This window comes from Streptomyces sp. NPDC047130, from assembly GCF_040643475.1.
Classification (GTDB): domain Bacteria; phylum Actinomycetota; class Actinomycetes; order Streptomycetales; family Streptomycetaceae; genus Streptomyces.
Map to the genome: position 1 here is coordinate 226,215 of NZ_JBEYUK010000003.1, position 19,438 is coordinate 245,652.

The following is a 19,438-nucleotide window of genomic DNA, read 5'->3' on the forward strand; positions in this document are numbered from 1 at the left end:
CGTCCGAAATCCCGGTGAAGCCTTGGGTTCTCGCGGATCGCATTTCCCCGGTTTCGAGTGACCGGAAAGCGCACGCCACGCGGTCCCGGTCAGCCGGCCGCGGTTTTACGTGACGCGCGTGCGCGAAGCCCGCCCCCTCCTTCCTTTCCCGGACCACGGCACACCCTTCGCCGCCGCCTTGTCCGCGGCCGGCCGACAGGACAGCCACCCCCCTGCACCCCCCGTAGCGCGCCTCACCGTCGAGGTCCGCGCACGTCGGCGTGCGCAGACACACCCATGAGATGACCGCCTGTCAGCCCGAGGACACCGAGGAACCGGCATGCGCACCGCAGATCCCCTGAGCCCGCCCCACCACCTCGACGCCGTCCCGCAGGCGCCCCTCCTCCACCAGCACGTCTGGGACGCCGCCCTGGCACGCGTGCCACTGCTGTCCGACCGGGAACTGGACGTCTTCCGGATGCTGGCCAAGGGGTCGTCGAACCGGACCATCGCGACGCAGCTCGCGATCACCGAGCGCACCGCCAAGGCCCACGTGGCCCAGATACTGGCCAAGCTCGGCGTGGAGTCACGCCTGCAGGCCGGCATCGTCGGATTCGCCTGGGAGATCCTCACCCAGGGCGCCTCGGTCCCGTGCGCCACCGACCCGAGCCGGTGCCACACGCTCACGCCTTGAGCGGCCGGGCCTGCGCTCGCGCTTGCGCCTGAGCCTGTGCCTGTGGCGCCGCTTTGGCACCCATGACGCCTCTGCGGCATCGAGTGGTGCCATCCGGCGCCAAGTGGCGCCGGATGGCACCACAACGCGCCACTCATCTCTCATCTGACGCCGCGCGACACCATCCAGTCTGTGATGTCCTCGCAGGTCAGCAGGCCATCGACAATCAGGCGACCCTGCGCCGCCCCTCACCCGCTTGCGTGTGGCACCATCGTGGTGCCATGATGGCGTCATGGACCTCACCCCGTATGTCGACACCCTCCGCCGTGAACTCGCGGTGGCCGCCGAGGCCGGCGGCGAGGAAGCCCGTGCGCTGGCCGAGAGGCTCACCGCTCCCCTGGAGTCGGCGACCCGCCTGGTCATGCTCAACGTGCTGTCCGCGGCGATGAGCGAGATCACCCGCGAGCTCGCCCCGGGATCGGTCGACGTACGGCTGCGCGGACTGGACCCGGACTTCGTGGTGACCCCGCCGCCCGCCGACGGCGGCGCCCCCGTGGAGCCGGTCGCGCCCGCCGAGCACCTCAGGCCGCCGGTGTCCGCCGAGGGCGACGAGGGAGGCACCGCCCGGGTCAACCTGCGCCTGCCGGCCCACCTCAAGGCGCGTGCCGAGGAGGCCGCGAACCAGGAGGGCCTGTCGGTCAACGCCTGGCTGGTGCGGGCCGTGGCCGCCGCGGTCGACGGAACGGGCCGACCGCGCACGGCGGAACGGGCCCGGACGGTCGGACAGAGCTTCACCGGCTGGGTGCGCTAGCCGCCCCCGGCCCCGCGCCTCCCAGCCACCACCCCGACCCGCACCACTCTCCACCCGCACACTCTCCACCCACACCACGTCCCACCAGCGGGGACGTCCTGCAGAGCCAAGAGGACGGGACAGCCATGCCTTCTTTCGACACTCCCGCGCCCATCTCGGTCACGGCGACCGTGGAGGCCGGTTCCATCCAGTTCACCGCCGGCGACCGTGACGACACCGTCGTCGAGGTCCGCCCGCGAGACCCCGAGCGGGACCTGGACGTGCGCGCCGCGCAGCAGACCGAGGTCCGGTACGCGAGCGGCGCACTGACCGTCAGGACGCCCAGGTCCGGCCTCTTCGGGCGCACCGGCGTCGTCGACGTGACGGTCGAACTGCCCACGGGCTCCGACGTCGACACGACCGGGGCCTGGACGCAGATCCTCGGCGAGGGCCGGCTCGGCACGGTGCGCGCCAAGACCTCCGCCGGCGACGCCCGTTTCGACGCCACCGGCCCGCTCACGCTGACCGCCTCGCACGGCTCCATCACCGTGGACCAGGTCGAGGGCGCGGCGGAGATCACCACCAGCTCCGGCAGCCTGCGCGCCGGACTCCTCGACGGCCCCGCCGTCCTGAAGAACTCGCACGGCAGCACCTCCGTCGACGCCGCGACCGGCGAGCTGCGGGTGAGCGGCGCCAACGGCGACATCGACATCCGGCGCGCCGAGGACTCGGTCACCGCCACCACCGCCCACGGCACCCTGCGGGTCGGCGCCGTGGCGCGCGGGAACGTCCAACTGGAGACCAGCTACGGCGCCATCGAGGTCGGCGTGCGGGAGGGCACGGCCGCCTGGCTCGACGTCAGCTCGACGTCCGGCCAGGTGCGCAACACGCTCACCGCGTCCGACGCGCCGGAGCAGGCGGAGGACAGCGTCCGGATCCGCGCGCGCACCCGCTACGGCAACATCGACATCCGCCGCGCCCGCGCCTGATCACCCGCGCCCGCCCCCGCCGCAGGCACCACCACCAGGCCTCACCGCATCTCACCGCATCTCACCGCACCTCACCGCACCTCACCGCATCTCACCGCACCTCATCCACCTTCGAAACGGAGGGCTCCATGCCTTCTTCTGTCATGCCCATGCCCAGGCGAGCGGATGGTGCGCAGTCCCCCGCCGCCGTCTCCGCCCTCGGCCTGCGGAAGTCCTACGGCGACAGGACCGTCCTCGACGGCATCGACCTGCACATCCCGGCGGGTTCCGTGTTCGCCCTGCTCGGCCCGAACGGCGCCGGCAAGACCACCACGGTCAAGATCCTTTCCACGCTCGTCTCCCCGGACGGCGGACAGGCCCAGGTCGCCGGCCACGACATCACCACGTCACCGCAGGGCGTCCGGGCGGCCATCGGCGTCACGGGTCAGTTCTCCGCCGTGGACGGCCTGATCACCGGCGAGGAGAACATGCTCCTCATGGCCGACCTGCACCACCTCCCCCGCACCGAGGGCAGGCGGACCACCACCGAACTCCTCGAACGCTTCGACCTCGTCGACGCCGCCCGCAAGCCCGCCTCCACCTACTCCGGCGGCATGAAACGACGCCTCGACATCGCCATGACCCTCGTCGGCGACCCCCGCATCATCTTCCTCGACGAACCCACCACCGGCCTCGACCCCCGCTCCCGCCACACCATGTGGCAGATCATCCGCGACCTCGTCACCGACGGCGTCACCGTCCTCCTCACCACCCAGTACCTCGAGGAGGCCGACCAGCTCGCCGACCGCATCGCCGTCCTCCACAACGGCCGCATCGCCGCCGAAGGCACCGCCGAGGAACTCAAACGCATCATCCCCGGCGGCCACGTCCAGCTCCGCTTCACCGACCCCGCCACCCACCACCGCGCCACCACCCTCCTCCCCGACGCCACCCCCGACACCGACGCCCTCTCCCTCCGCGTCCCCAACGACGGCACCCAACGCGCCCTGCGCACCCTCCTCGACCACCTCGACACCGCCGGCATCGAAGCCACCGAACTCACCGTCCACACCCCCGACCTCGACGACGTCTTCTTCGCCCTCACCGACGACACCACCACCGACCCCCGCACCAACGGCTCCACCGACCAGGCCAAGGAGACCACCCGATGAGCAGCAACACCCTCGCCCTCGCCGTCCGCGACAGCCGCACCATGCTCCGCCGCAACCTCCTCCACGCCCGCCGCTACCCCTCCCTCACCCTCAACCTCCTCCTCACCCCGATCATGCTGCTGCTCCTCTTCGTCTACCTCTTCGGCGACGTCATGAGCACCGGCATCGGCGGCGCCGACCGCTCCGCCTACATCGCCTACCTCGTCCCCGGCATCCTCCTGATGACCATCGGCGGCACCGTCGTCGGAGCCGCCGTCTCGGTCGCCACCGACATGAACGAGGGGATCATCGCCCGCTTCCGCACCATGGCCATCCACCGCGGATCGGTGATCGTCGGCCACGTCGCCGGCAGCGTGGTCCAGTGCGTCCTCAGCGTCGCCCTCGTGGCCGCCGTGGCCGTCGCCATCGGGTTCCGTTCCACGGACACCACGGCGCTGGAATGGCTGGCCGCCTTCGGGACGCTGGTGCTGTTCTCCCTGGCGCTCACCTGGCTGGCGGTGGCCATGGGCCTGGTCAGCCCCAACGCGGAGGCCGCCGCCAACCTCGCGCAGCCCCTGGTCCTGCTGCCGCTCATGTCCAGCGCCTTCGTCCCGGTCGAGTCCATGCCGGGCTGGTTCCGGCCCGTCGCCGAGTACCAGCCGTTCACCCCGGCGATCGAGACCCTGCGCGGCCTGCTCCTCGGCACCGGGATCGGCCACCACGGCTGGCTCACCCTCGCCTGGGGCGTCGGGCTCGCGGTCGTCGGCTACTTCTGGACCACGGCGAAGTTCAACCGGGACCCGAAGTAGCGGTCACGGACGGCCCAGCAGGGCGGCGCACCCCGGCACCGGGTCGGGGTGCGCCGCCGTGTCTGTGACACCGTGGGCGCCATGGCGAACTCTGGGTCCGGCGAGACGGTCACCGAGCGGATCGTCCGCGTGCTGGAGACGTTCGACGCCGACCGCACCGTGCAGACGGCGTCGGAGATCGGACGCCGCGCGAACCTGCCGTCGTCCACCGCGCACCGGATGGTGGCCGAACTCGTGCAGTGCGGGCTGCTCGAACGGGACGAGGAGCACCGGGTGCGACTGGGCATGCGCCTGTGGGAGCTGGCGCTGCGCGGCTCGCACGCGCTGCGGTTGCGCCAGGCGGCGCTGCCGTACATGGAGCGGGTGCAGGCGCGGGTGCGGGAGCACACCCAGCTGGCCGTGCTGGAGAACGACGAGACGCTCTTCGTCGAGCGCCTGTCGCACCCGCAGGCGGGGGCGAACATCACCCGGATCGCCGGCCGCCTGCCCCTGCACGCCTCCTCCTCGGGCCTCGTCCTGCTCGCCCACGCCCCGCGCGAGTTGCAGGACCGGGTGCTGGCGGGCCCGCTCGGGGCGGTGTCCCCGGAGACGGTCACCGATCCGGTGCGGCTGCGCCAGGTGCTCGCCGCCGTCCGCCGTGACGGGATCGTGGTGGCGCCGGGGACGGTCGAGAGCGTGTCGACGGGTGTGGCGGTCCCGGTGCGCGAGGGGCGCGGCCGGGTGGTGGCCGCGCTGTCGGTCGTCCTGCCGCGTGAGACGCCGACCCGGCCGGTGGTGGACGAGCTGCGGGCTGCGGCCGCGGGGATCTCGACGGCCCTGGGCGCCCGTCGGCCGTAGCCGGATTCCCGTTCAACGGGAAAGCCCGTCGTCAACCGGCCACCGTCCGCGCCAGACTCCTGCCGTTCCACCCAGGTCGAAGGAGACGTCATGTCCGTACGCACCCGTGTCGCGATCGTCGGCGCAGGCCCCGCCGGCCTGCTGCTGTCCCACCTGCTGGACCGGCACGGCATCGAGTCGGTGGTGATCGACGGCCGCAGCCGCGAGGAGATCGAGACGACGATCCGGGCCGGCATCCTCGAGCAGGGAACCGTCGAGATCCTCGACCGGACCGGTGCCTCGGACCGCGTGCTGACCGTCGGGCAGAAGCACGAGGGCGTCGAGCTCCGCTTCGACGGCGAGGGCCACCGGATCGACTTCGCCGCGACCGTCGGCCGCGCGGTCTGGCTGTACCCCCAGCACGAGGTGCTCAAGGACCTGGTCGCGGCCCGTCTGGCCGCCGGACAGGACCTGCGCTTCGAGGTGACCGCCGAGCGCGTGGAGGACGCCGGGACGGACCGGCCGCGCGTGATCGCCAGGGACGCCGAGGGCCGCCGGATCGAGATCGAGGCCGACGTGGTGGTGGGCGCGGACGGTTCGCGCGGCGTGACCCGCGAGGCGGTCAACGGTTCCGCGCACGACGGGCACTACCGGGAGTACCCCTTCGCCTGGTTCGGCATCCTCTGCGAGGCGCCGCCCAGTTCCGAGGAGCTGATCTACAGCAACTCGCCGGAGGGCTTCGCCCTCATCAGCCGGCGCAGCGACGAGGTCCAGCGGATGTACTTCCAGTGCGACCCGGCGACGGATCCGCAGGCGTACTCCGAGGAGCAGCTGTGGGAGATCCTGCAGGCGCGGGTCCCGGGCACCACGCTCAAGGAGGGCCCCGTCTTCCAGCGGGACGTCCTGCGCTTCCGGAGCTTCGTGGCGCGGGAACTGCGGCGCGGCCGGGTCGTCCTGGTCGGCGACGCGGCGCACACCGTGCCGCCCACCGGGGCGAAGGGGATGAACCTGGCGGTCGCCGACGTCGTCCTGCTGACCGACGCGCTCCGCGCGCTGCTCCTGGACGGGGACGAGTCCCTGTTCGACGCCTTCCCGGAGACCGCCCGGCAGCGGATCTGGAAGGCGCAGCACTTCTCCTGGTGGATGACGAACATGCTGCACCTGCGGCCGGGGGCCGACGAGTTCGACCGGATGCGGCAGCTGGGCGAGCTGCGCACGGTCGTCGGGTCGGCGGCCGGGCACGCCTACCTGGCCGAGGGGTACACGGGCTGGCCGCTCCCGTAGCGGTCAGGCGGCCCGCCGCCGGTGACGGTCCTCCGTGGTTCCTCCGGCACCGACTGCTTGGATCCGCCATCCTTTCCGGGGTTAACTGTGGCCCGCAGGAGCACGCCCTCAGCCGCCCTCGGCGCACGTCCCACGGAGGCCCGGAGATGAAGAGCCCTACCGTCCACCCCTTCGACCTGGTCGACGTCGACGGACTGCTGACCGACGAGGAACGCGAGATCCGGCGGACCGTGCGGGCCCTGGCCGACCGGGAGTTGCGCCCCCAGGTCGCCGACTGGTTCGAGGAGGGCGCGATCCCCGCCCGTGAACTGGCGCGCACGCTCGGCAGGTTGGGGGTGCTGGGCATGCACCTGGAGGGCTACGGCTGTGCCGGTGCGGGGGCGGTCTCCTACGGGCTGGCCTGTCTGGAGCTGGAGGCGGTCGACTCCGGTCTGCGCAGCCTGGTCTCGGTGCAGGGATCGCTGGCGATGTACGCGATCCGGAAGTACGGCTCCGAGGAGCAGAAGCAGCGCTGGCTGCCCGGCATGGCGGCGGGTGAGACCATCGGCTGCTTCGGCCTGACCGAGCCGGACGCCGGGTCCGACCCCGGCGCCATGCGGACCAACGCCCGGCGGGACGGCTCCGACTGGGTCCTCAACGGCACCAAGATGTGGATCACCAACGCCTCGGTGGCCGACGTCGCCGTGGTGTGGGCGCGCGCCGAGGAGGGCGTCCGCGGCTTCCTGGTCCCGGCCGGCACGCCCGGTTTCTCGGCACCCGAGATCCGGCGGAAGCTCTCGCTGCGCGCCAGCGTCACCGGGGAGATCGTGCTCGAGGACGTCCGGCTGCCGGCCGAGGCGATGCTGCCGGAGGCCCGGGGCCTGTCCGGCCCGCTGGGCTGCCTGAACGAGGCCCGGTTCGGCATCGTCTTCGGCGCGGTGGGCGCGGCGCGGGACTGCCTGGAGACCGCGCTCTCCTACGTGGCGGACCGCTCCGTCTTCGGCCGCCCCCTCGCCTCCTACCAGCTCACCCAGCAGAAGCTGGCCGACATGGCGCTGGAGCTCGACAAGGCGATGCTGCTGGCGCTGCGTCTCGGCCGCCTGAAGGAGGAGGGGCGCCTGTCGCCGGAGCAGGTCAGCGTGGGCAAGCTGAACAACGTGCGGGAGGCCATCGCGATCGCCCGGGAGTGCCGCACCCTGCTCGGCGCCAACGGCGTCACCCTCGAGTACCCGGTGCTCCGCCACGCCAACAACCTGGAGTCGGTGCTGACGTACGAGGGCACCAGCGAGGTCCACTCCCTCGTCATCGGCAAGGCCCTCACCGGCGAGGCCGCGTTCCGCTGAGCCCGGCCGGCCGTGGACGGCCCCTGTCCGCACCGGCGGGCGGGGGCCGCGCCGTTCAGCCCGCGGTGCCGACCAGGGATGCGGGGCGGCGGCCGGGGCCGTGGTCGTCGCCTCCGGGGCCGATCGCCGCGGTGATCTCGTCGGCGTCGGCGTCGGGCTCGGGCAGAAGGATGCCGAGGCCGGCGAAGAGGGCCAGGGAGGTGAGCAGCGGCGTGGCGACGGTGGCGGTCGGGTCGGTGCTCCCGACGACGTACGTGACGACGAGGTAGCCGGTGAGGCCGCCGGCCCAGGAGACGAGGGCGGCCCTGGGTCCGCACCGCCGGAAGGCCGGGAGCAGGCCGAGCAGCATCGGGATCGCGATCGGGCCCATGACGGCGGCGGCCATGGCGACGACGATGCCGAGCGGCCCGCCCAGCGCCGCGGCCCGGAGGGCGACCACCACGCTCGCGCCGACAAGAACGACCGTGCAGACCCGGGCGGCGACCAGTCCGGTCCGGGGGCCGAAGGCCCGGGCACGCCGGCTGACGGCGGGCAGGATGTCGCGGACCACCACGGCGGAGACGGCGTTGGCGTCGGAGGAGGCCGTGGCCATGGTGTGGGAGAGCATGCCGGCCACGGTGAGGCCGACGAGTCCGGCGGGCAGCAGGTCCTGCGCCATCAGCCCGTAGACCTGTTCCGGCTTCTCGAGGCCGGGCACGACCACCGGGCCGAGGACCGCGGGGAAGAGGATGATCGCCGGCCAGACCAGGTGGAGCGCCGCGGAGAGCAGCGCGGAACGCCTCGCCGCCCGCGGGGAGTCGGTGGCCATGTAGCGCTGGGCCAGGCTCCACATGCCGCCGTTGCACTCGAAGAACTTGACGACGACGTAGACGGTCAGGAAGCCGGCCGTGTACGGGCCGACCAGCGGGTCGGTGTGTCCCTCGGGCAGCTTCTCCAGGGCGGCGCCGAGCCGGCCGGGACCGCCGATCCGGTCGACGACGGCCCAGAGCATGGCGAGGGCGGCGACGCCCTGGACGACGAACTGCCCGAAGTCGGTGAGGACGTCCGCCCAGAGGCCGCCGACGGCGCAGTGGACGAGGGTGACCAGTGCGGTGACCAGGATGCCGACGGACAGGGCGAGGCCGGTGAAGACGTGCAGCAGGACGGCCGCGGAGGCCCACTTGGCGGCGAGGTCGAAAACCTTGAGCAGGGTGCCGCTCCAGGCCAGGGCCTGCTGGGTGGGCACGTTGTAGCGGCGGGCCAGGTACTCCAGCGGGGAGGCGACGTCGTACTCGGCGCGTAATCGGTGCCAGCGCGGGGCGAACAGCCGGGCGCCGACGGCGGTCGCGAGGGCGAGGGGGACGAACGCCCAGAGGTAGAGGGTGACGCCGTAGCTGTAGGCGACCGCGGCGTAGGCGACGAGGACGGCGGCGCTGTAGCCCGACATGTGGTGCGAGACACCGGAGAGCCACCACGGCAGTCGGCCGCCGCCGGTGAAGAAGTCGCGCACGGTGGCGATGCGCCGGCGGGACCAGAATCCGATCAGCAGCATCAGCAGGAAGTAGCCCCCCAGGGCCGTCCAGTCGGGCCAGGCCATACGAACTCCTCGGTGTCGTGGCACGCGACGGTCCGCGACCAGGCGTGGGGGACCGGCGGCGAGCGGGAGCAATAGATGAGCGACGTCGTCCACGTATGTGGATCGCGTCCGCTCTCCTGCCTCGAACGCGCCCGCAGGTTAGTGCCGCGTTTTCGGGAGGGTCAATCGTGCGGTCGGTGTTTTCGGGGGGCGACGGCACGGGAGGACGGGGCCGGACACGGGCCGGTGAAGTCGGCGGAGCGGACGGTGCGGGTCATGGAGGCGCCGGTCTCCTCGCCGGAGCCGCTCCCCCCGGGCCGGCTGCAGGAACGAACCGAAGGGGTATCCGCGCTCCGGCCTGTACGCGCTGCTGCGCGCCCTGGCGGGGCTCGAGTGGATCGCGCGCCTGCGCGCGGACGTCGGGTCCACCACGCCCTACCCGCGGCTCGACGAGGCCCGGGTGAACCGCCTGGCGCCCCGGGAGGTGGACGCGCTGCTCCCGGAACCGCTCGCGGCACCGCCCGATCCCGCCGGCCCACGCGTCCGAGCGGGAGACCTGGCGGGTGGCCGAGGCGGTGCTGCGTCACCGGGAGGAACCGGCGCGGACCCTGCGGCGGGAGGGCAACCGCTGAGGCGCCGGTGCTGCGCCGCCACGGTTCACCAGCGGGGCGTCCTCTTCTCGTAGGAGGGGTCGATCCGCCGCATGTAGCCGGTGTCGTCCCGGTCGCGCAGCCCGCAGGCGAGGTACTGCTCGTGCAGGCGGGCCAGCGCGTCGCGGTCCAGCTCCACGCCCAGCCCGGGACCGGTGGGCACGGCCACCGCGCCGTCCCGGAAGGCGAGCACGCCCGGGGCGACGACGTCCTCGTCCTTGTCCTTCCACGGCCAGTGCGTGTCGCAGGCGTAGGTCAGGTTCGGGGTGGCGGCCGCCAGGTGGGTCATGGCGGCGAGGCTGATGCCGAGGTGGGAGTTGGAGTGCATGGACAGGCCCAGGCCGAAGGTGTCGCAGATCCCGGCGAGCACGCCGGAGCGCCGCAGACCGCCCCAGTAGTGGTGGTCGGAGAGCACGACCTGCACCGCGCCCCGGGCCACCGCGGGGGCCACCTCGTCGAAGGAGACCACGCACATGTTGGTGGCCAGCGGCATCGAGGCCTCACGGGCGACCGCCGCCATGCCGTCCTGGCCGGGCGTGGGGTCCTCCAGGTACTCCAGGACGCCGTCGAGTTCACGGGCGACGCGCAGCGAGGTCTCCACCGTCCAGGCGCAGTTGGGGTCGATCCTCAGCGGAACTCCGGGGAAGGCGTCCCGCAGGGCGTGGACGGTCGCGATCTCCTCGCCGGGCGGGAGGACGCCGCCCTTGAGCTTGAGGGCGCCGAAGCCGTGGTCGCCGAGCATGCGACGGGCCTGGGCGACGATGCCGTCGGCGTCGAGGGCCTCGCCCCAGTCGTCGGGCTCGGCGCCCGGGTGGGCGGCCCACTTGTAGAACAGGTAGGCGCTGAACGGCACCCGCTCCCGGACCGCCCCGCCCAGCAGGTCGCTGACCGGCCGGCCGGCGGCCTTGCCCTGGACGTCCAGGCAGGCCACCTCGAAGGGGGAGAACACCCGGTCGACGGTGCTGCTGGTGGTGATCATGCCGGTGAGGCCGTGGCCGTCGCTGCCGGTGTCGCCACCCAGCGCCCGGGCGACGGCGTCCCGCATCCGGCCGAGGTGGTGGACGTCCAGGCCGGTCAGGGCGTCGGCCGCGGTGCGCAGGCGGCGGAGGTGGCCGGAGTCGGCGTAGGTCTCGCCGAGGCCCGTGATCCCCTGGTCGGTGTGCACCTCGAGGACGGCACGCAGGGCGTAGGGCTCGTGGACGCCGACGGCGTTCAGCAGCGGCGGGTCACGGAAGGCGACGGGGGTGACGGTGACCGAGGTGATCCGTATCGCGTCGCTCATCGGGCTGCCTCCTCGCCGTCGCGGCCGGCGATCGCGAGCCCGGCGTCCAGGATGCGGCCCAGCCGCTCGAGGTGCTGGGGCGACGGGTCGGTGAGCGGCGGCCGGACGCCTCCCACGTCGTGGCCGCGCAGGGCCATGCCCGCCTTGACCAGGGAGACGGCGTAGCCGGGAACCTTGTCGCGCAGGGTCACCAGCGGGTGGAAGAAGTCCCGCAGGAGGAGGTCCACGGTGTCCTGGTCGCCGGTGGTGACCGCCCGGTGGAAGGCCAGCGAGACCTCCGGCGCGAAGCAGAAGACGGCGGAGGAGTACAGCTCGACGCCGATGCCCCGGTAGGCGGGGACGGTCACCTCGGCGGTGGGCATGCCGTTGAAGAACTGGAAGTCCTTGTCGCGCCCGGAGAGCGCCGAGCGGACCGCCGACACCGTGCGGGAGAGCCGGTCCAGGTCGCCGACGCCGTCCTTGAAGCCGACGACCTTGTCCAGCCGTGCCACCTCGGCCGCGGCCTCCGGGGTGAAGCGGGCGTTGGAGCGGTTGTAGACGATCACCGGCAGGTCGCTCGCGGCGACGACCTGCCGCGTGTAGGCGATCAGTCCGGCGGCCGGGGCCTCGACCAGGTACGGCGGGAGCAGCAGCAGGCCGTCGGCGCCCGCCTCCTGGGCGATGCGGGAGTAGCGGCGGGCCAGGGACAACGGACCCCCGGTGCCGGCGAAGACCGGGACCCGGCCGGCCGTCGCCTCGACGGCGGTCCGGACGGCCTGGCCGTACTCCTCCGGGTCGAGGGTGTGGAACTCGCCCGTGCCGCACGCGGCGAAGACGCCGCCGGGCCCGAAGTCCAGCCCCCGTGCGACGTGGTCGGCGAGCGCCGCCGTGTCGATGTGTCCGGCACCTGTGAAGGGAGTGACCGGAAAGAACAGTACGCCGTCCAGCTTCGGCACCTCAGGGCTCCTGATGTCTACATACGTGAACGCCATTCTCATCCGCGAACCGCCTGCACTGTAGGACTCCGCCTGACGGCCGGTCAAGGCACCGGTCGGCCCGCGAGGGGCGTGCCGAAGGACGCCGAAGGACGCCGAAGGGGCCCGGTCCCCGCTCACGGCAGGCGCCGCACACGACGGACGACCCCGGGTGCGGTGTCCGCACCCGGGGTCGTCCGTGGTCCTCGGTCCGCACCACCTGGGTGCGGCCTCCGGTCAGCGCTTGAAGGCGTCCTTGCCCTTCTCCTTGGTGCCGCGGGCGTGCCCACGGCCCTCCAGGGCGCCGCCCTTGGCGGCGGTGGTGTCGTCGCCCGCGCTGTGGGCGGCCTTGCGGATCAGCTTGCCCGCGATCTGCTCGGCCTTGGCCTTGGCCTTCTCTCCGGCACTCATGGCGCTCCCTTCGTAGGCGTTCACTCTTCGCCTGCCCCCGACCGGCCGACGGAAACGGGGGCGCACGCCGGGCCCTGTTCGGCCGCCGCGGTGACCGGCCGCGGGGACGCGTCGTCCTCGCGCAGTTCCGCCAGCAGCTCGTTCCGCCCCGCCAGGAGCTCGGTCAGGATGCGGCGGGCCGCGCGCAGCAGCTCGGCCACGTCGCCCCCGGCGAGGGCGTAGCTGACCGTGGAACCCTCCCGGATGGAGACCACGATGCCCGCACGCCGGAGGACGGCGAGCTGCTGCGACAGGCTGGACGGCTCGATCTCGATGTCGGCGAGCAGGTCCCGCACCGGGACGGGTCCGTGCTGCAGCAGTTCCAGGACCCTGATGCGTGCCGGATGCCCCAGCATGCGAAAGAACTCTGCCTTGGCTTGGTAGAGGGGCAGTTGCATGGCGGTCTTCCTGCCGGTCGGGTGGCGGGCCCCCATGGCGCGGCCGGCGCGGGGCTCTCCCGCCGCGCCATGGGCTCTTCTCCGGTCATCTTGTCGGCCCGGACAGCGCACGTTCACACGTTGGGATGATCTCCATGTGATGACTTGAAGAAGTCTTCAAGTCATGGGCACGCGTCTGCCTGGTCACGGAGCGGTCAGACCTCCAGCTGCGCTTCGACCCGCTTGAGCACGTGGCGGGCCATGGCCAGGTTGGAGCGGTCCTTGTCCAGCACCAGGTAGAGGAACAGGCCGTTGCCGTTCCGCCCCGTCACCAGCCTGATCAGGTGGTACTGGGTTCCCAGCGTGATCAGGATGTCCTCGATCTGGCTCTTGAGGCCGAGGTGCTCCATGGTGCGCACCTTGGCGCGGATCACGTCCGTGTTGCCGGCCGCCGCGACGGTCAGGTCCAGGTCCTTGCCGCCGCCGAGGCTGCCCAGCGCCATGCCGCTGGTGTAGTCGACGACCGCCGCCCCGAGCGAGCCCTCGATCTCGGTCATCAGTTCCTTGAGTGCAACTTCCACGCCCGCCATGCGGAGCCTCCGTCGGTTGTCGGCTGGTTGTCGGCGGAAGGACCCCCTGATTCCGGGCCCTCCTGCGACCGCAACGTACGCGGATCGATCCGACCCGGAGAAAGGTTGATCAGGAGTGACAAAAGTTGACCGAGTGACTGTCGGAACTAGGCGGACCGGTCATGAGAAATGATCAGCCTATCGACTCTTCCCGCGCCTGCGGCCGCCCTCAGCCCGCCGCGCGCAGAGCCGCGCGGTCGGTGAGCGCGGCCGCCAGGTCGAGCAGCGCGGCGAAGTCCTCCGGCCGCAGTCCCACCCGCGGGTCGACGTGGTGCAGGGCCGCGGGCGCGGGGCTGTGGGCGTCGACGTAGAGGTCGTCCAGGATGCTCAGTTCGTCGTCGACCCAGATGAACGGGCGGCCCGCGGCGTGCTCCACCACGGCGGCGGTCTTCCAGTGCACGCCGTCGGGGCGCTCCCGGCACAGGTCCGCGCCGAAGTCCACGAAGTCGAGCTCAGGGAGGCCGAGCACCCGGCCGATGTGTCGGTCGGCCTCGGACATCCACGCGGTGGCCCAGCAGATGTCGAAGCCGAGACGGAGCAGGGCCGGGCCGTGGGCCGGGTTCAGCCAGAGCCGCCAGGGGCGGACCGGGAGGGTGGCGGGGACGGGCCGGGCCCGGTAGCCGGGCAGGGGGTTGGGCCGCGCCGCGGCGTACGGGTTGAGCGGTCCGTCGACGTCGAGAAAGAGCAGCGGACGGCTCATGGTTCCCCCTTCGTGTTGGCGTGCGCGACCAGACTCCCCCGAGGCCGCCGGCGGGGGCATGAGTACCCGTACTCAAACACGGCCCGCGCCTTCCCGGCCGGGGAACGCGGCGGCCCGGCGGGCGGCCCGGGCGCGGCTCGACCCGAGCTCGACCCCGGCTCGGTCACGGCTCTTCCCCGGCCCGGTCACCGCTCTTCCCCGGCCCGAACGCGACCGATGGCGGCCGGAACGCGACCGATGGCGGCCGGATCGCGGCCCGATCGCGGATCAGGAGCAGTCGAAGCGGTGCTCGACCGGGCGGTCGGGGCAGGTCCGGCACCCGAAGAGGTACACGCCGCCCGCGTCGCCCAGCACCAGCCCGGCCGGTTCCCGGTCCTCACCCGCCGGCCACAGCAGCGGCCCGCCCAGCGAACTGTGCCGGTGCGACGGCTCCCCGGACCGCGGCTGCAGCCGCAGTGCCTCCCGCCGACGGGGCGCGAGCTCCGGGAGGAGCGCCTCGACGTCGAGGGGCCGGGGCGGGGGGTGCCGGGTGGTCATGGACGCCTCCGGGGAGCGGTTCACGGGACGGCCAGAACCTTACGGTCGGGGTCGGACATCGCCCGGGCGGGAACCGGGCAGTTCCTGCCGCGCCGATGCCGCGCCGACGCCGCGAGGGCCGGTCCAGGGCGGCTGTCCGCCGTGGACCGGCCCGGGCGCACGGGCTGTCAGCCGCTGCCGGTGCGGGCGCAGGCCGCCTCGTTGAGGGTGAAGCGACCCGGCGCGGAGGTGTCACCGGTGTGCGTGACGAGGTACCCGAGGGTGACGGAACCGCCCGGCGGGATCACCGCGTTGTGGTCGGCGTCGGACGCCGTGTGGATGTCGCCGAGGCGGGTCAGGTCGGTGTTCCAGTCGGAGGTGACCGTCTGCCCGTAGGGCAGCGGGAACATCAGCGACCAGCCGTTCACGGGCGTGGTGCCCGTGTTGGTGACGGTGAGGTCGACCGTCATGCCGGTGCCCCAGGCGGTCTTCTTCACGTCGACCTTGCAGGGCGGCGTGGTGCGTGCGAACGACACCTTGTGGAGGCCGCCGGGCAGGTCGTTGACGACGTAGAACTCACCGTCCTGGGTGGTGCCGACGGCCGTCACCTGGGTGGGCAGGTCGCCGATGTCGGCCTGGCGGAAGCCGCCGCTGCCGTCGGGGCGCAGCGCCCAGACCTGGGACGAGCAGTAGTCGGTGGCGATGTAGGCGCCGCCGACCAGGTCGGCGTACTGCTTGCCGCGGTAGACCTGCCCGCCGATGACCGCGCAGTTGCCGTTGTAGGGCGAGTAGTAGAAGTCCTGCGGGGTGTAGCGGGCGCCGGAGGCGCACTGGGCCTCGTCGAAGACCTGCGGGCCCTCGTAGCAGGACCAGCCGAGGTTCGCGCCCGCCTGCTCGGCGCGCGTCAGGTGGGTGATCTCCTCCCACCGGCCCTGGCCGACGTCGGCCACCCACATCGACCCGTCGGCCGGGTCGAAGGAGAACTTCCACGGGTTGCGGGTGCCCCAGAGCCAGATCTCGCCCCGGGCGCCGGCGGTGCCGGCGAAGGGGTTGTCGGCCGGGATGCAGTACGGGAGCGAGCCGCAACTCCGGCTCACGTCGAGGCGGAGGATCTTGCCGAGCAGGGTGTCCTTGCGCTGGCCGGTGTCGAACGGGTCACCGGACCCGCCCCCGTCGCCGATGGCCATGTACAGCTTGCCGTCGGGGCCGAAGGCGAGCTGGCCGCCGTTGTGGTTGCTGTAGTCGGCGTGCGGCTGCTGCAGGAGCACCTCCAGCTTCGCGTCGGCGAGGCCGTAGCGGGCCAGGGTGACCGCGCCGTCGGGCAGCGCGGTGTAGGCGAGGTAGAGCTTCTGGCTCTGGTTGAAGTCGGGCGGCAGCGCGATGCCGAGCAGACCCCGCTCGTTGCCCGACTCGTCGACCTTGTCGACGATGTCCAGCAGCGGGGTCGCGGAGAGGCCGGTGTCCGGCTGGTAGACGCGGACCCGTCCGGACTTCTCGGTGATGAACAGCCGCTTGGTGCCGTCGCTCGGCGCGACGAGGGCGGTGGGGCGGCGCAGGCCGAAGGCGACCTGGGTGGCGGTGGCGGTGACCTCCTCCAGCGGCGGCACCGCCGCAGCCGCGGCCCGCGTCTCCGCGGCCTGCGCGGATCGCGCGGCCTGCGGGGCCTCGGCGGAGGCGGCGGGGAGGGACAGCGGACCGGTCACGGCGAGCGGGAGGGCGAGCAGCAGACCGATCCAGCGGCGCGGTAATCGTCTTCTCAACATGGACGGCTCCAGTCAGTCAACGGCGGACGGGCGGCGCGGCGCGGGCCCGCCCGCGGCGGGCCGCTGTCGCACCGGTACTACGGATGTGCCCCGCCGGGACGCTAGTGCCTCTCCCGCCCCGATACCAGGCCGCCTACGCGTCGATGTCCACGCACCGCGGGCCCGCGGTCACCGGCGCCGGTCGTCGGTGTGCTCGAACGGGCCGAGGCAGACCTCCTGTCGTGCCTCGTGGCGTGGTCCGCAGATCTCGGCCGCACGCCCTGCGGCGCTACGGGCCGGTCTGTCGGCGGGTCAGCACCCTGGTGACCGTGCCGTCCTCCTCGGTCACGTCCCGCACGTGTTCGAAGCCGATCCTCGTCAGCACGGCCGTGGAGGCGGTGTTCGCCGCCGCGACGGTGGCGTGCACCTCCGCCAGGCCGAGCGTGCCGAAGCCGTGGGCGACGATCGCCTCGGCCAGTTCCGTGCCGAGGCCTCCTCCCCACAGGTCAGGGGCGAGAGCGTAGACGATCTCATGGCCGCCCACCTGTTCGGTCGGCTTGATCTCCGCGTGACCGACCAGCCGGCCGTCCTGCCGCACGGCCCAGACGTCGAAGAGCTCCCGCGCGTAGACCTTGGTGAAGACGCGTCCGAACATCGCGCGGTAGTCGGCCTCGGGGGCCGGGCCGTCGCCCATCCACCGGGAGACCCGTGGGTCGAGGAACAGGGCGACGAAGTCGTCCTCGTCCTCGGGACGGTAGGGCTCCAGCCGCAGGCGCTCGGTGCGCAGGTTCGGGGTCACGGCGGTGAAGCTAGCCGGTGCGCGCGGCCCGGGCAAACCACTTTCACCTGCGGAAACGCGGCGCGGGCGGCTCCGGGTCGCCCTCCGCGGTGGGCCGTTCGGACTTCCGCAGCCGCAGCAGGTAGGTCGCGGTCAGCGCCACGGCGCGGTCGGCGTCGTGCGTCAGGTCGGCCAGGGCGTCCGTGGCCCTCGGCCCCGGCAGGCCGGCCAGCGCCTGGGTCAGCCGTCCGCGGGCGGGCGCGCCGGTGTCGGCGTGGTCGAGGCGGTCGAGGAGCAGCGCCGCGATCCGGTCCGCGGTCGCCGCGTCCGCCGCGAGGGCGCCCAGCGCGTCCGCCGCGTCCGTGTCGTTCCGCCCGTCGACGATCATGTCCACCAGCGTCGGCACGGCGGCGGTCTCGCCGCGCGTCCCGAGCGCGAGGGCGGCGTGCCGGCGGACCGTGTCGTCGGTGCTCCGCAGGGCGTCCCGCAGGAGTTCGGCCGCCCCGCCGTCCTCGCTCTCCGCGAGGGCCAGGACGGCACGTTCCCGCACCGCGGGGACCGGTGAGCCGAGGCCTTCCGCCAACAGGGCCGCGACGCCCTCCCCGGAGCGCGCCAGCGCCCAGCGGAGGGCTCCGGCGACGTTCGGGTCCGTCTCGCCCAGCGCCGCTTCGACCAGGGCGTCCACCGGCACCGGCGCCGCGTCGCCCGAGGAGAGCGCGGCGCGCTGGCGCGTGTCGGGGCTCTGCGAGCCGAGGGCCTGCAGCAGCGCGACGACCTGGAGCACGTCCTCCCAGCCGGCGGGGTCCGCGGCGTCGATCCGCCGCAGCCGGGTGAGGAGTTCGGTCTCGGCGGCGATGCGTTCCCGCGTCCGGCGCACGAGGTCGTCGACCAGCGCGGAGGGCGTGAACCCGGGGTCGTCGAAGACGCGCCCGATCTCCCGCAGGGAGAGGCCCAGCGACCGCAGGCTCTCGATCTGGAAGATGCGCTGGATGTCCTGCGCGTCGTACTCCCGGTAGCCGGAGCCGGTGCGGCCCGAGGGGCGCACCAGTCCCAGCGACTCGTAGTGCCGGAGCATGCGGGCACTGACCCCGGACCGTCTCGCCACCTCGCCGATCAGCACGGTCTATGCTCCCCCGCCCGGCGCTCCGTCGAGGGCCACGACGCGCTTCGCCTCCTCGACGGCGAACGCGAACCCGGCGTCCGGGTCGCGCGTCAGGATCCGGGTGGCGAGCGCGTGGGCGCGCCGGCCGGGGTCGTCGGCCCGGACCGCGGCGAGCAGGGCCGGTTCCGCGGCGCCCGCCAGCGCCACCAGGGCACGGCTGAGGCTGAGCTGTGTCTCCCGGCCGCCCCGGCCGAGCTGGGTCGCCAGCACCGCGGCCAGTGCGGGCCGGTCGTCCTCCGGGGCGAGCACCACCGCGGCCCGCCAGGCGCTGCGCGCCACCTCGTCCTCGGGGTCCGTGAGCAGCGCGTGGGTGATCGCCGGCCAGGCCCGCCGGTCGCCGACCTTGGACAGGGTGTGCAGGGCCTGGCTGCGCGCCTGCGTCCGCCCGGCGCCGAGTTCGCGGAGCAGCGCGGGCAGGGTGAGGCTCACCGGGTGGCGGGTGAGCGCCCAGGTGAGCATGTCGCGGACGAAGAACTCGGGCTCCACCGCGCACCGTTCGATCAGCCGGGGGACGAAGTCCGGGTCGGGTGCGGTGCCGACCGCGAGCGCCGCCTTCAGCCGCACGGACGCGCGGTCGTCCTCCAGCGCCCGCAGCGCCCGGGCCGTCCCCGTGGTCGGCGTCCCCGTGGTCCGCGTCTCCGTGGTCGGCGTCTCCGCGTCCCGCGGGCCCGCGTCCTGCGTCTCCGTGGTCGGCGTCTCGGCGTTGTGCCTGGTGACCGTCATCAGGACCACCTCCTCGGCGACCAGTGAAGACCTTGCCACCGTGTCAGGGTCAAACGGCTCGTTCTCCCGCCCCGGCCCCAGGTGGCGTCCCGGCGCGGGATCCTGGCGGCGATCACGTCCCGAGGCGGG

Annotated in this window: 19 protein-coding genes and 1 pseudogene; 8 read left to right on the forward strand and 12 right to left on the reverse strand. The window is 73.2% G+C overall.

The features are described from left to right. Window positions 1–319: 319 nt before the first annotated feature. The 8 genes from ABZ836_RS06170 (at window position 320) to ABZ836_RS06205 (ending at window position 7,792) form a co-directional block, all read left to right on the forward strand. Window positions 320–673, forward strand: a complete 354-nt coding sequence (locus ABZ836_RS06170) for a helix-turn-helix transcriptional regulator (RefSeq protein ID WP_356127723.1) — start codon at window positions 320–322, stop codon at window positions 671–673. A gap of 271 nt (window positions 674–944) precedes the next feature. Next, window positions 945–1,463 carry a YlcI/YnfO family protein gene (locus ABZ836_RS06175; protein ID WP_356127726.1) on the forward strand — a complete coding sequence of 173 codons (519 nt, stop codon included), beginning with the start codon at window positions 945–947 and terminating at the stop codon, window positions 1,461–1,463. A gap of 125 nt (window positions 1,464–1,588) precedes the next feature. Next, window positions 1,589–2,431: a DUF4097 family beta strand repeat-containing protein gene (locus ABZ836_RS06180; RefSeq protein ID WP_361139811.1), complete on the forward strand. Its 843-nt coding sequence runs from the start codon at window positions 1,589–1,591 to the stop codon at window positions 2,429–2,431. A 143-nt stretch (window positions 2,432–2,574) separates the two neighbouring features. Beyond that, window positions 2,575–3,582, forward strand: a complete 1,008-nt coding sequence (locus ABZ836_RS06185; protein ID WP_356128367.1) for an ATP-binding cassette domain-containing protein — start codon at window positions 2,575–2,577, stop codon at window positions 3,580–3,582. Further along, window positions 3,579–4,370 carry an ABC transporter permease gene (locus tag ABZ836_RS06190; RefSeq protein ID WP_356127732.1) on the forward strand — a complete coding sequence of 264 codons (792 nt, stop codon included), beginning with the start codon at window positions 3,579–3,581 and terminating at the stop codon, window positions 4,368–4,370. The genes ABZ836_RS06185 and ABZ836_RS06190 overlap by 4 nt, the downstream gene beginning before the upstream one ends. Window positions 4,371–4,451: 81 nt before the next feature. After that, window positions 4,452–5,207, forward strand: a complete 756-nt coding sequence (locus ABZ836_RS06195; RefSeq protein WP_361139815.1) for an IclR family transcriptional regulator — start codon at window positions 4,452–4,454, stop codon at window positions 5,205–5,207. A 90-nt stretch (window positions 5,208–5,297) separates the two neighbouring features. Next, window positions 5,298–6,470, forward strand: a complete 1,173-nt coding sequence (locus ABZ836_RS06200) for a 4-hydroxybenzoate 3-monooxygenase (RefSeq protein WP_356127738.1) — start codon at window positions 5,298–5,300, stop codon at window positions 6,468–6,470. Window positions 6,471–6,616: 146 nt separating this feature from the next. Further along, window positions 6,617–7,792, forward strand: a complete 1,176-nt coding sequence (locus ABZ836_RS06205; RefSeq protein ID WP_356127741.1) for an acyl-CoA dehydrogenase family protein — start codon at window positions 6,617–6,619, stop codon at window positions 7,790–7,792. Window positions 7,793–7,847: 55 nt separating this feature from the next. Here ABZ836_RS06205 and ABZ836_RS06210 read toward each other — a convergent pair whose 3' ends face one another. From ABZ836_RS06210 to ABZ836_RS06265, 12 genes and pseudogenes are all read right to left on the reverse strand, one after another. Then, window positions 7,848–9,368 carry a sodium:solute symporter family protein gene (locus ABZ836_RS06210; RefSeq protein WP_361139819.1) on the reverse strand — a complete coding sequence of 507 codons (1,521 nt, stop codon included), beginning with the start codon at window positions 9,366–9,368 and terminating at the stop codon, window positions 7,848–7,850. A gap of 636 nt (window positions 9,369–10,004) precedes the next feature. After that, the gene (locus ABZ836_RS06215) at window positions 10,005–11,279 is read right to left on the reverse strand and encodes a glucarate dehydratase family protein (RefSeq protein WP_361139822.1); all 1,275 of its coding nucleotides are present in this window, start codon (window positions 11,277–11,279) and stop codon (window positions 10,005–10,007) included. Beyond that, entirely contained in the window at window positions 11,276–12,250 is a 975-nt protein-coding gene (locus tag ABZ836_RS06220; RefSeq protein ID WP_361139825.1) for a 5-dehydro-4-deoxyglucarate dehydratase, read from the reverse strand. Before ABZ836_RS06220 ends, ABZ836_RS06215 begins: the two co-directional genes overlap by 4 nt. A gap of 219 nt (window positions 12,251–12,469) precedes the next feature. Then, the gene (locus tag ABZ836_RS06225; RefSeq protein ID WP_361139828.1) at window positions 12,470–12,643 is read right to left on the reverse strand and encodes a hypothetical protein; all 174 of its coding nucleotides are present in this window, start codon (window positions 12,641–12,643) and stop codon (window positions 12,470–12,472) included. A 20-nt stretch (window positions 12,644–12,663) separates the two neighbouring features. Then, window positions 12,664–13,080, reverse strand: coding sequence for a metalloregulator ArsR/SmtB family transcription factor (locus ABZ836_RS06230; RefSeq protein ID WP_356127751.1), 417 nt, complete (start codon window positions 13,078–13,080; stop codon window positions 12,664–12,666). 194 nt (window positions 13,081–13,274) lie between these two features. Further along, window positions 13,275–13,649, reverse strand: a complete 375-nt coding sequence (locus ABZ836_RS06235; RefSeq protein WP_151772580.1) for a hypothetical protein — start codon at window positions 13,647–13,649, stop codon at window positions 13,275–13,277. Between the two features lie 208 nt (window positions 13,650–13,857). Beyond that, window positions 13,858–14,388, reverse strand: coding sequence for an HAD domain-containing protein (locus tag ABZ836_RS06240; RefSeq protein WP_356127754.1), 531 nt, complete (start codon window positions 14,386–14,388; stop codon window positions 13,858–13,860). A gap of 375 nt (window positions 14,389–14,763) precedes the next feature. Continuing rightward, window positions 14,764–14,925 (reverse strand): annotated as a pseudogene (locus tag ABZ836_RS06245) (DUF1963 domain-containing protein); the annotation flags it as partial. A gap of 167 nt (window positions 14,926–15,092) precedes the next feature. Next, on the reverse strand, window positions 15,093–16,667 hold the full coding sequence (locus tag ABZ836_RS06250; RefSeq protein ID WP_361139833.1) for a PQQ-dependent sugar dehydrogenase: 1,575 nt from the start codon (window positions 16,665–16,667) through the stop codon (window positions 15,093–15,095). Window positions 16,668–16,935: 268 nt separating this feature from the next. Next, window positions 16,936–17,445, reverse strand: coding sequence for a GNAT family N-acetyltransferase (locus ABZ836_RS06255; RefSeq protein WP_356127760.1), 510 nt, complete (start codon window positions 17,443–17,445; stop codon window positions 16,936–16,938). 43 nt (window positions 17,446–17,488) lie between these two features. Further along, window positions 17,489–18,544, reverse strand: coding sequence for a HEAT repeat domain-containing protein (locus ABZ836_RS06260; RefSeq protein ID WP_361139836.1), 1,056 nt, complete (start codon window positions 18,542–18,544; stop codon window positions 17,489–17,491). A gap of 3 nt (window positions 18,545–18,547) precedes the next feature. Further along, complete coding sequence (locus ABZ836_RS06265; RefSeq protein ID WP_361139839.1) at window positions 18,548–19,348, reverse strand: HEAT repeat domain-containing protein; 801 nt, start codon at window positions 19,346–19,348, stop codon at window positions 18,548–18,550. Between the last annotated feature and the right edge of the window lie 90 nt (window positions 19,349–19,438).

Bases quoted from the DNA above. Each gene is read 5' to 3' on its own strand.
- ABZ836_RS06170 (WP_356127723.1), top strand. From the start codon at position 320: ATGCGCACCGCAGATCCCCTGAGCCCGCCCCACCACCTCGACGCCGTC.
- ABZ836_RS06185 (WP_356128367.1), top strand. From the start codon at position 2,575: ATGCCCATGCCCAGGCGAGCGGATGGTGCGCAGTCCCCCGCCGCCGTC.
- ABZ836_RS06230 (WP_356127751.1), bottom strand. From the start codon at position 13,080: ATGCAACTGCCCCTCTACCAAGCCAAGGCAGAGTTCTTTCGCATGCTG.
- ABZ836_RS06180 (WP_361139811.1), top strand. From the start codon at position 1,589: ATGCCTTCTTTCGACACTCCCGCGCCCATCTCGGTCACGGCGACCGTG.
- ABZ836_RS06225 (WP_361139828.1), bottom strand. From the start codon at position 12,643: ATGAGTGCCGGAGAGAAGGCCAAGGCCAAGGCCGAGCAGATCGCGGGC.
- ABZ836_RS06175 (WP_356127726.1), top strand. From the start codon at position 945: ATGGACCTCACCCCGTATGTCGACACCCTCCGCCGTGAACTCGCGGTG.
- ABZ836_RS06210 (WP_361139819.1), bottom strand. From the start codon at position 9,368: ATGGCCTGGCCCGACTGGACGGCCCTGGGGGGCTACTTCCTGCTGATG.
- ABZ836_RS06215 (WP_361139822.1), bottom strand. From the start codon at position 11,279: ATGAGCGACGCGATACGGATCACCTCGGTCACCGTCACCCCCGTCGCC.
- ABZ836_RS06220 (WP_361139825.1), bottom strand. From the start codon at position 12,250: ATGGCGTTCACGTATGTAGACATCAGGAGCCCTGAGGTGCCGAAGCTG.
- ABZ836_RS06195 (WP_361139815.1), top strand. From the start codon at position 4,452: ATGGCGAACTCTGGGTCCGGCGAGACGGTCACCGAGCGGATCGTCCGC.
- ABZ836_RS06200 (WP_356127738.1), top strand. From the start codon at position 5,298: ATGTCCGTACGCACCCGTGTCGCGATCGTCGGCGCAGGCCCCGCCGGC.
- ABZ836_RS06235 (WP_151772580.1), bottom strand. From the start codon at position 13,649: ATGGCGGGCGTGGAAGTTGCACTCAAGGAACTGATGACCGAGATCGAG.
- ABZ836_RS06240 (WP_356127754.1), bottom strand. From the start codon at position 14,388: ATGAGCCGTCCGCTGCTCTTTCTCGACGTCGACGGACCGCTCAACCCG.
- ABZ836_RS06250 (WP_361139833.1), bottom strand. From the start codon at position 16,667: ATGTTGAGAAGACGATTACCGCGCCGCTGGATCGGTCTGCTGCTCGCC.
- ABZ836_RS06190 (WP_356127732.1), top strand. From the start codon at position 3,579: ATGAGCAGCAACACCCTCGCCCTCGCCGTCCGCGACAGCCGCACCATG.
- ABZ836_RS06205 (WP_356127741.1), top strand. From the start codon at position 6,617: ATGAAGAGCCCTACCGTCCACCCCTTCGACCTGGTCGACGTCGACGGA.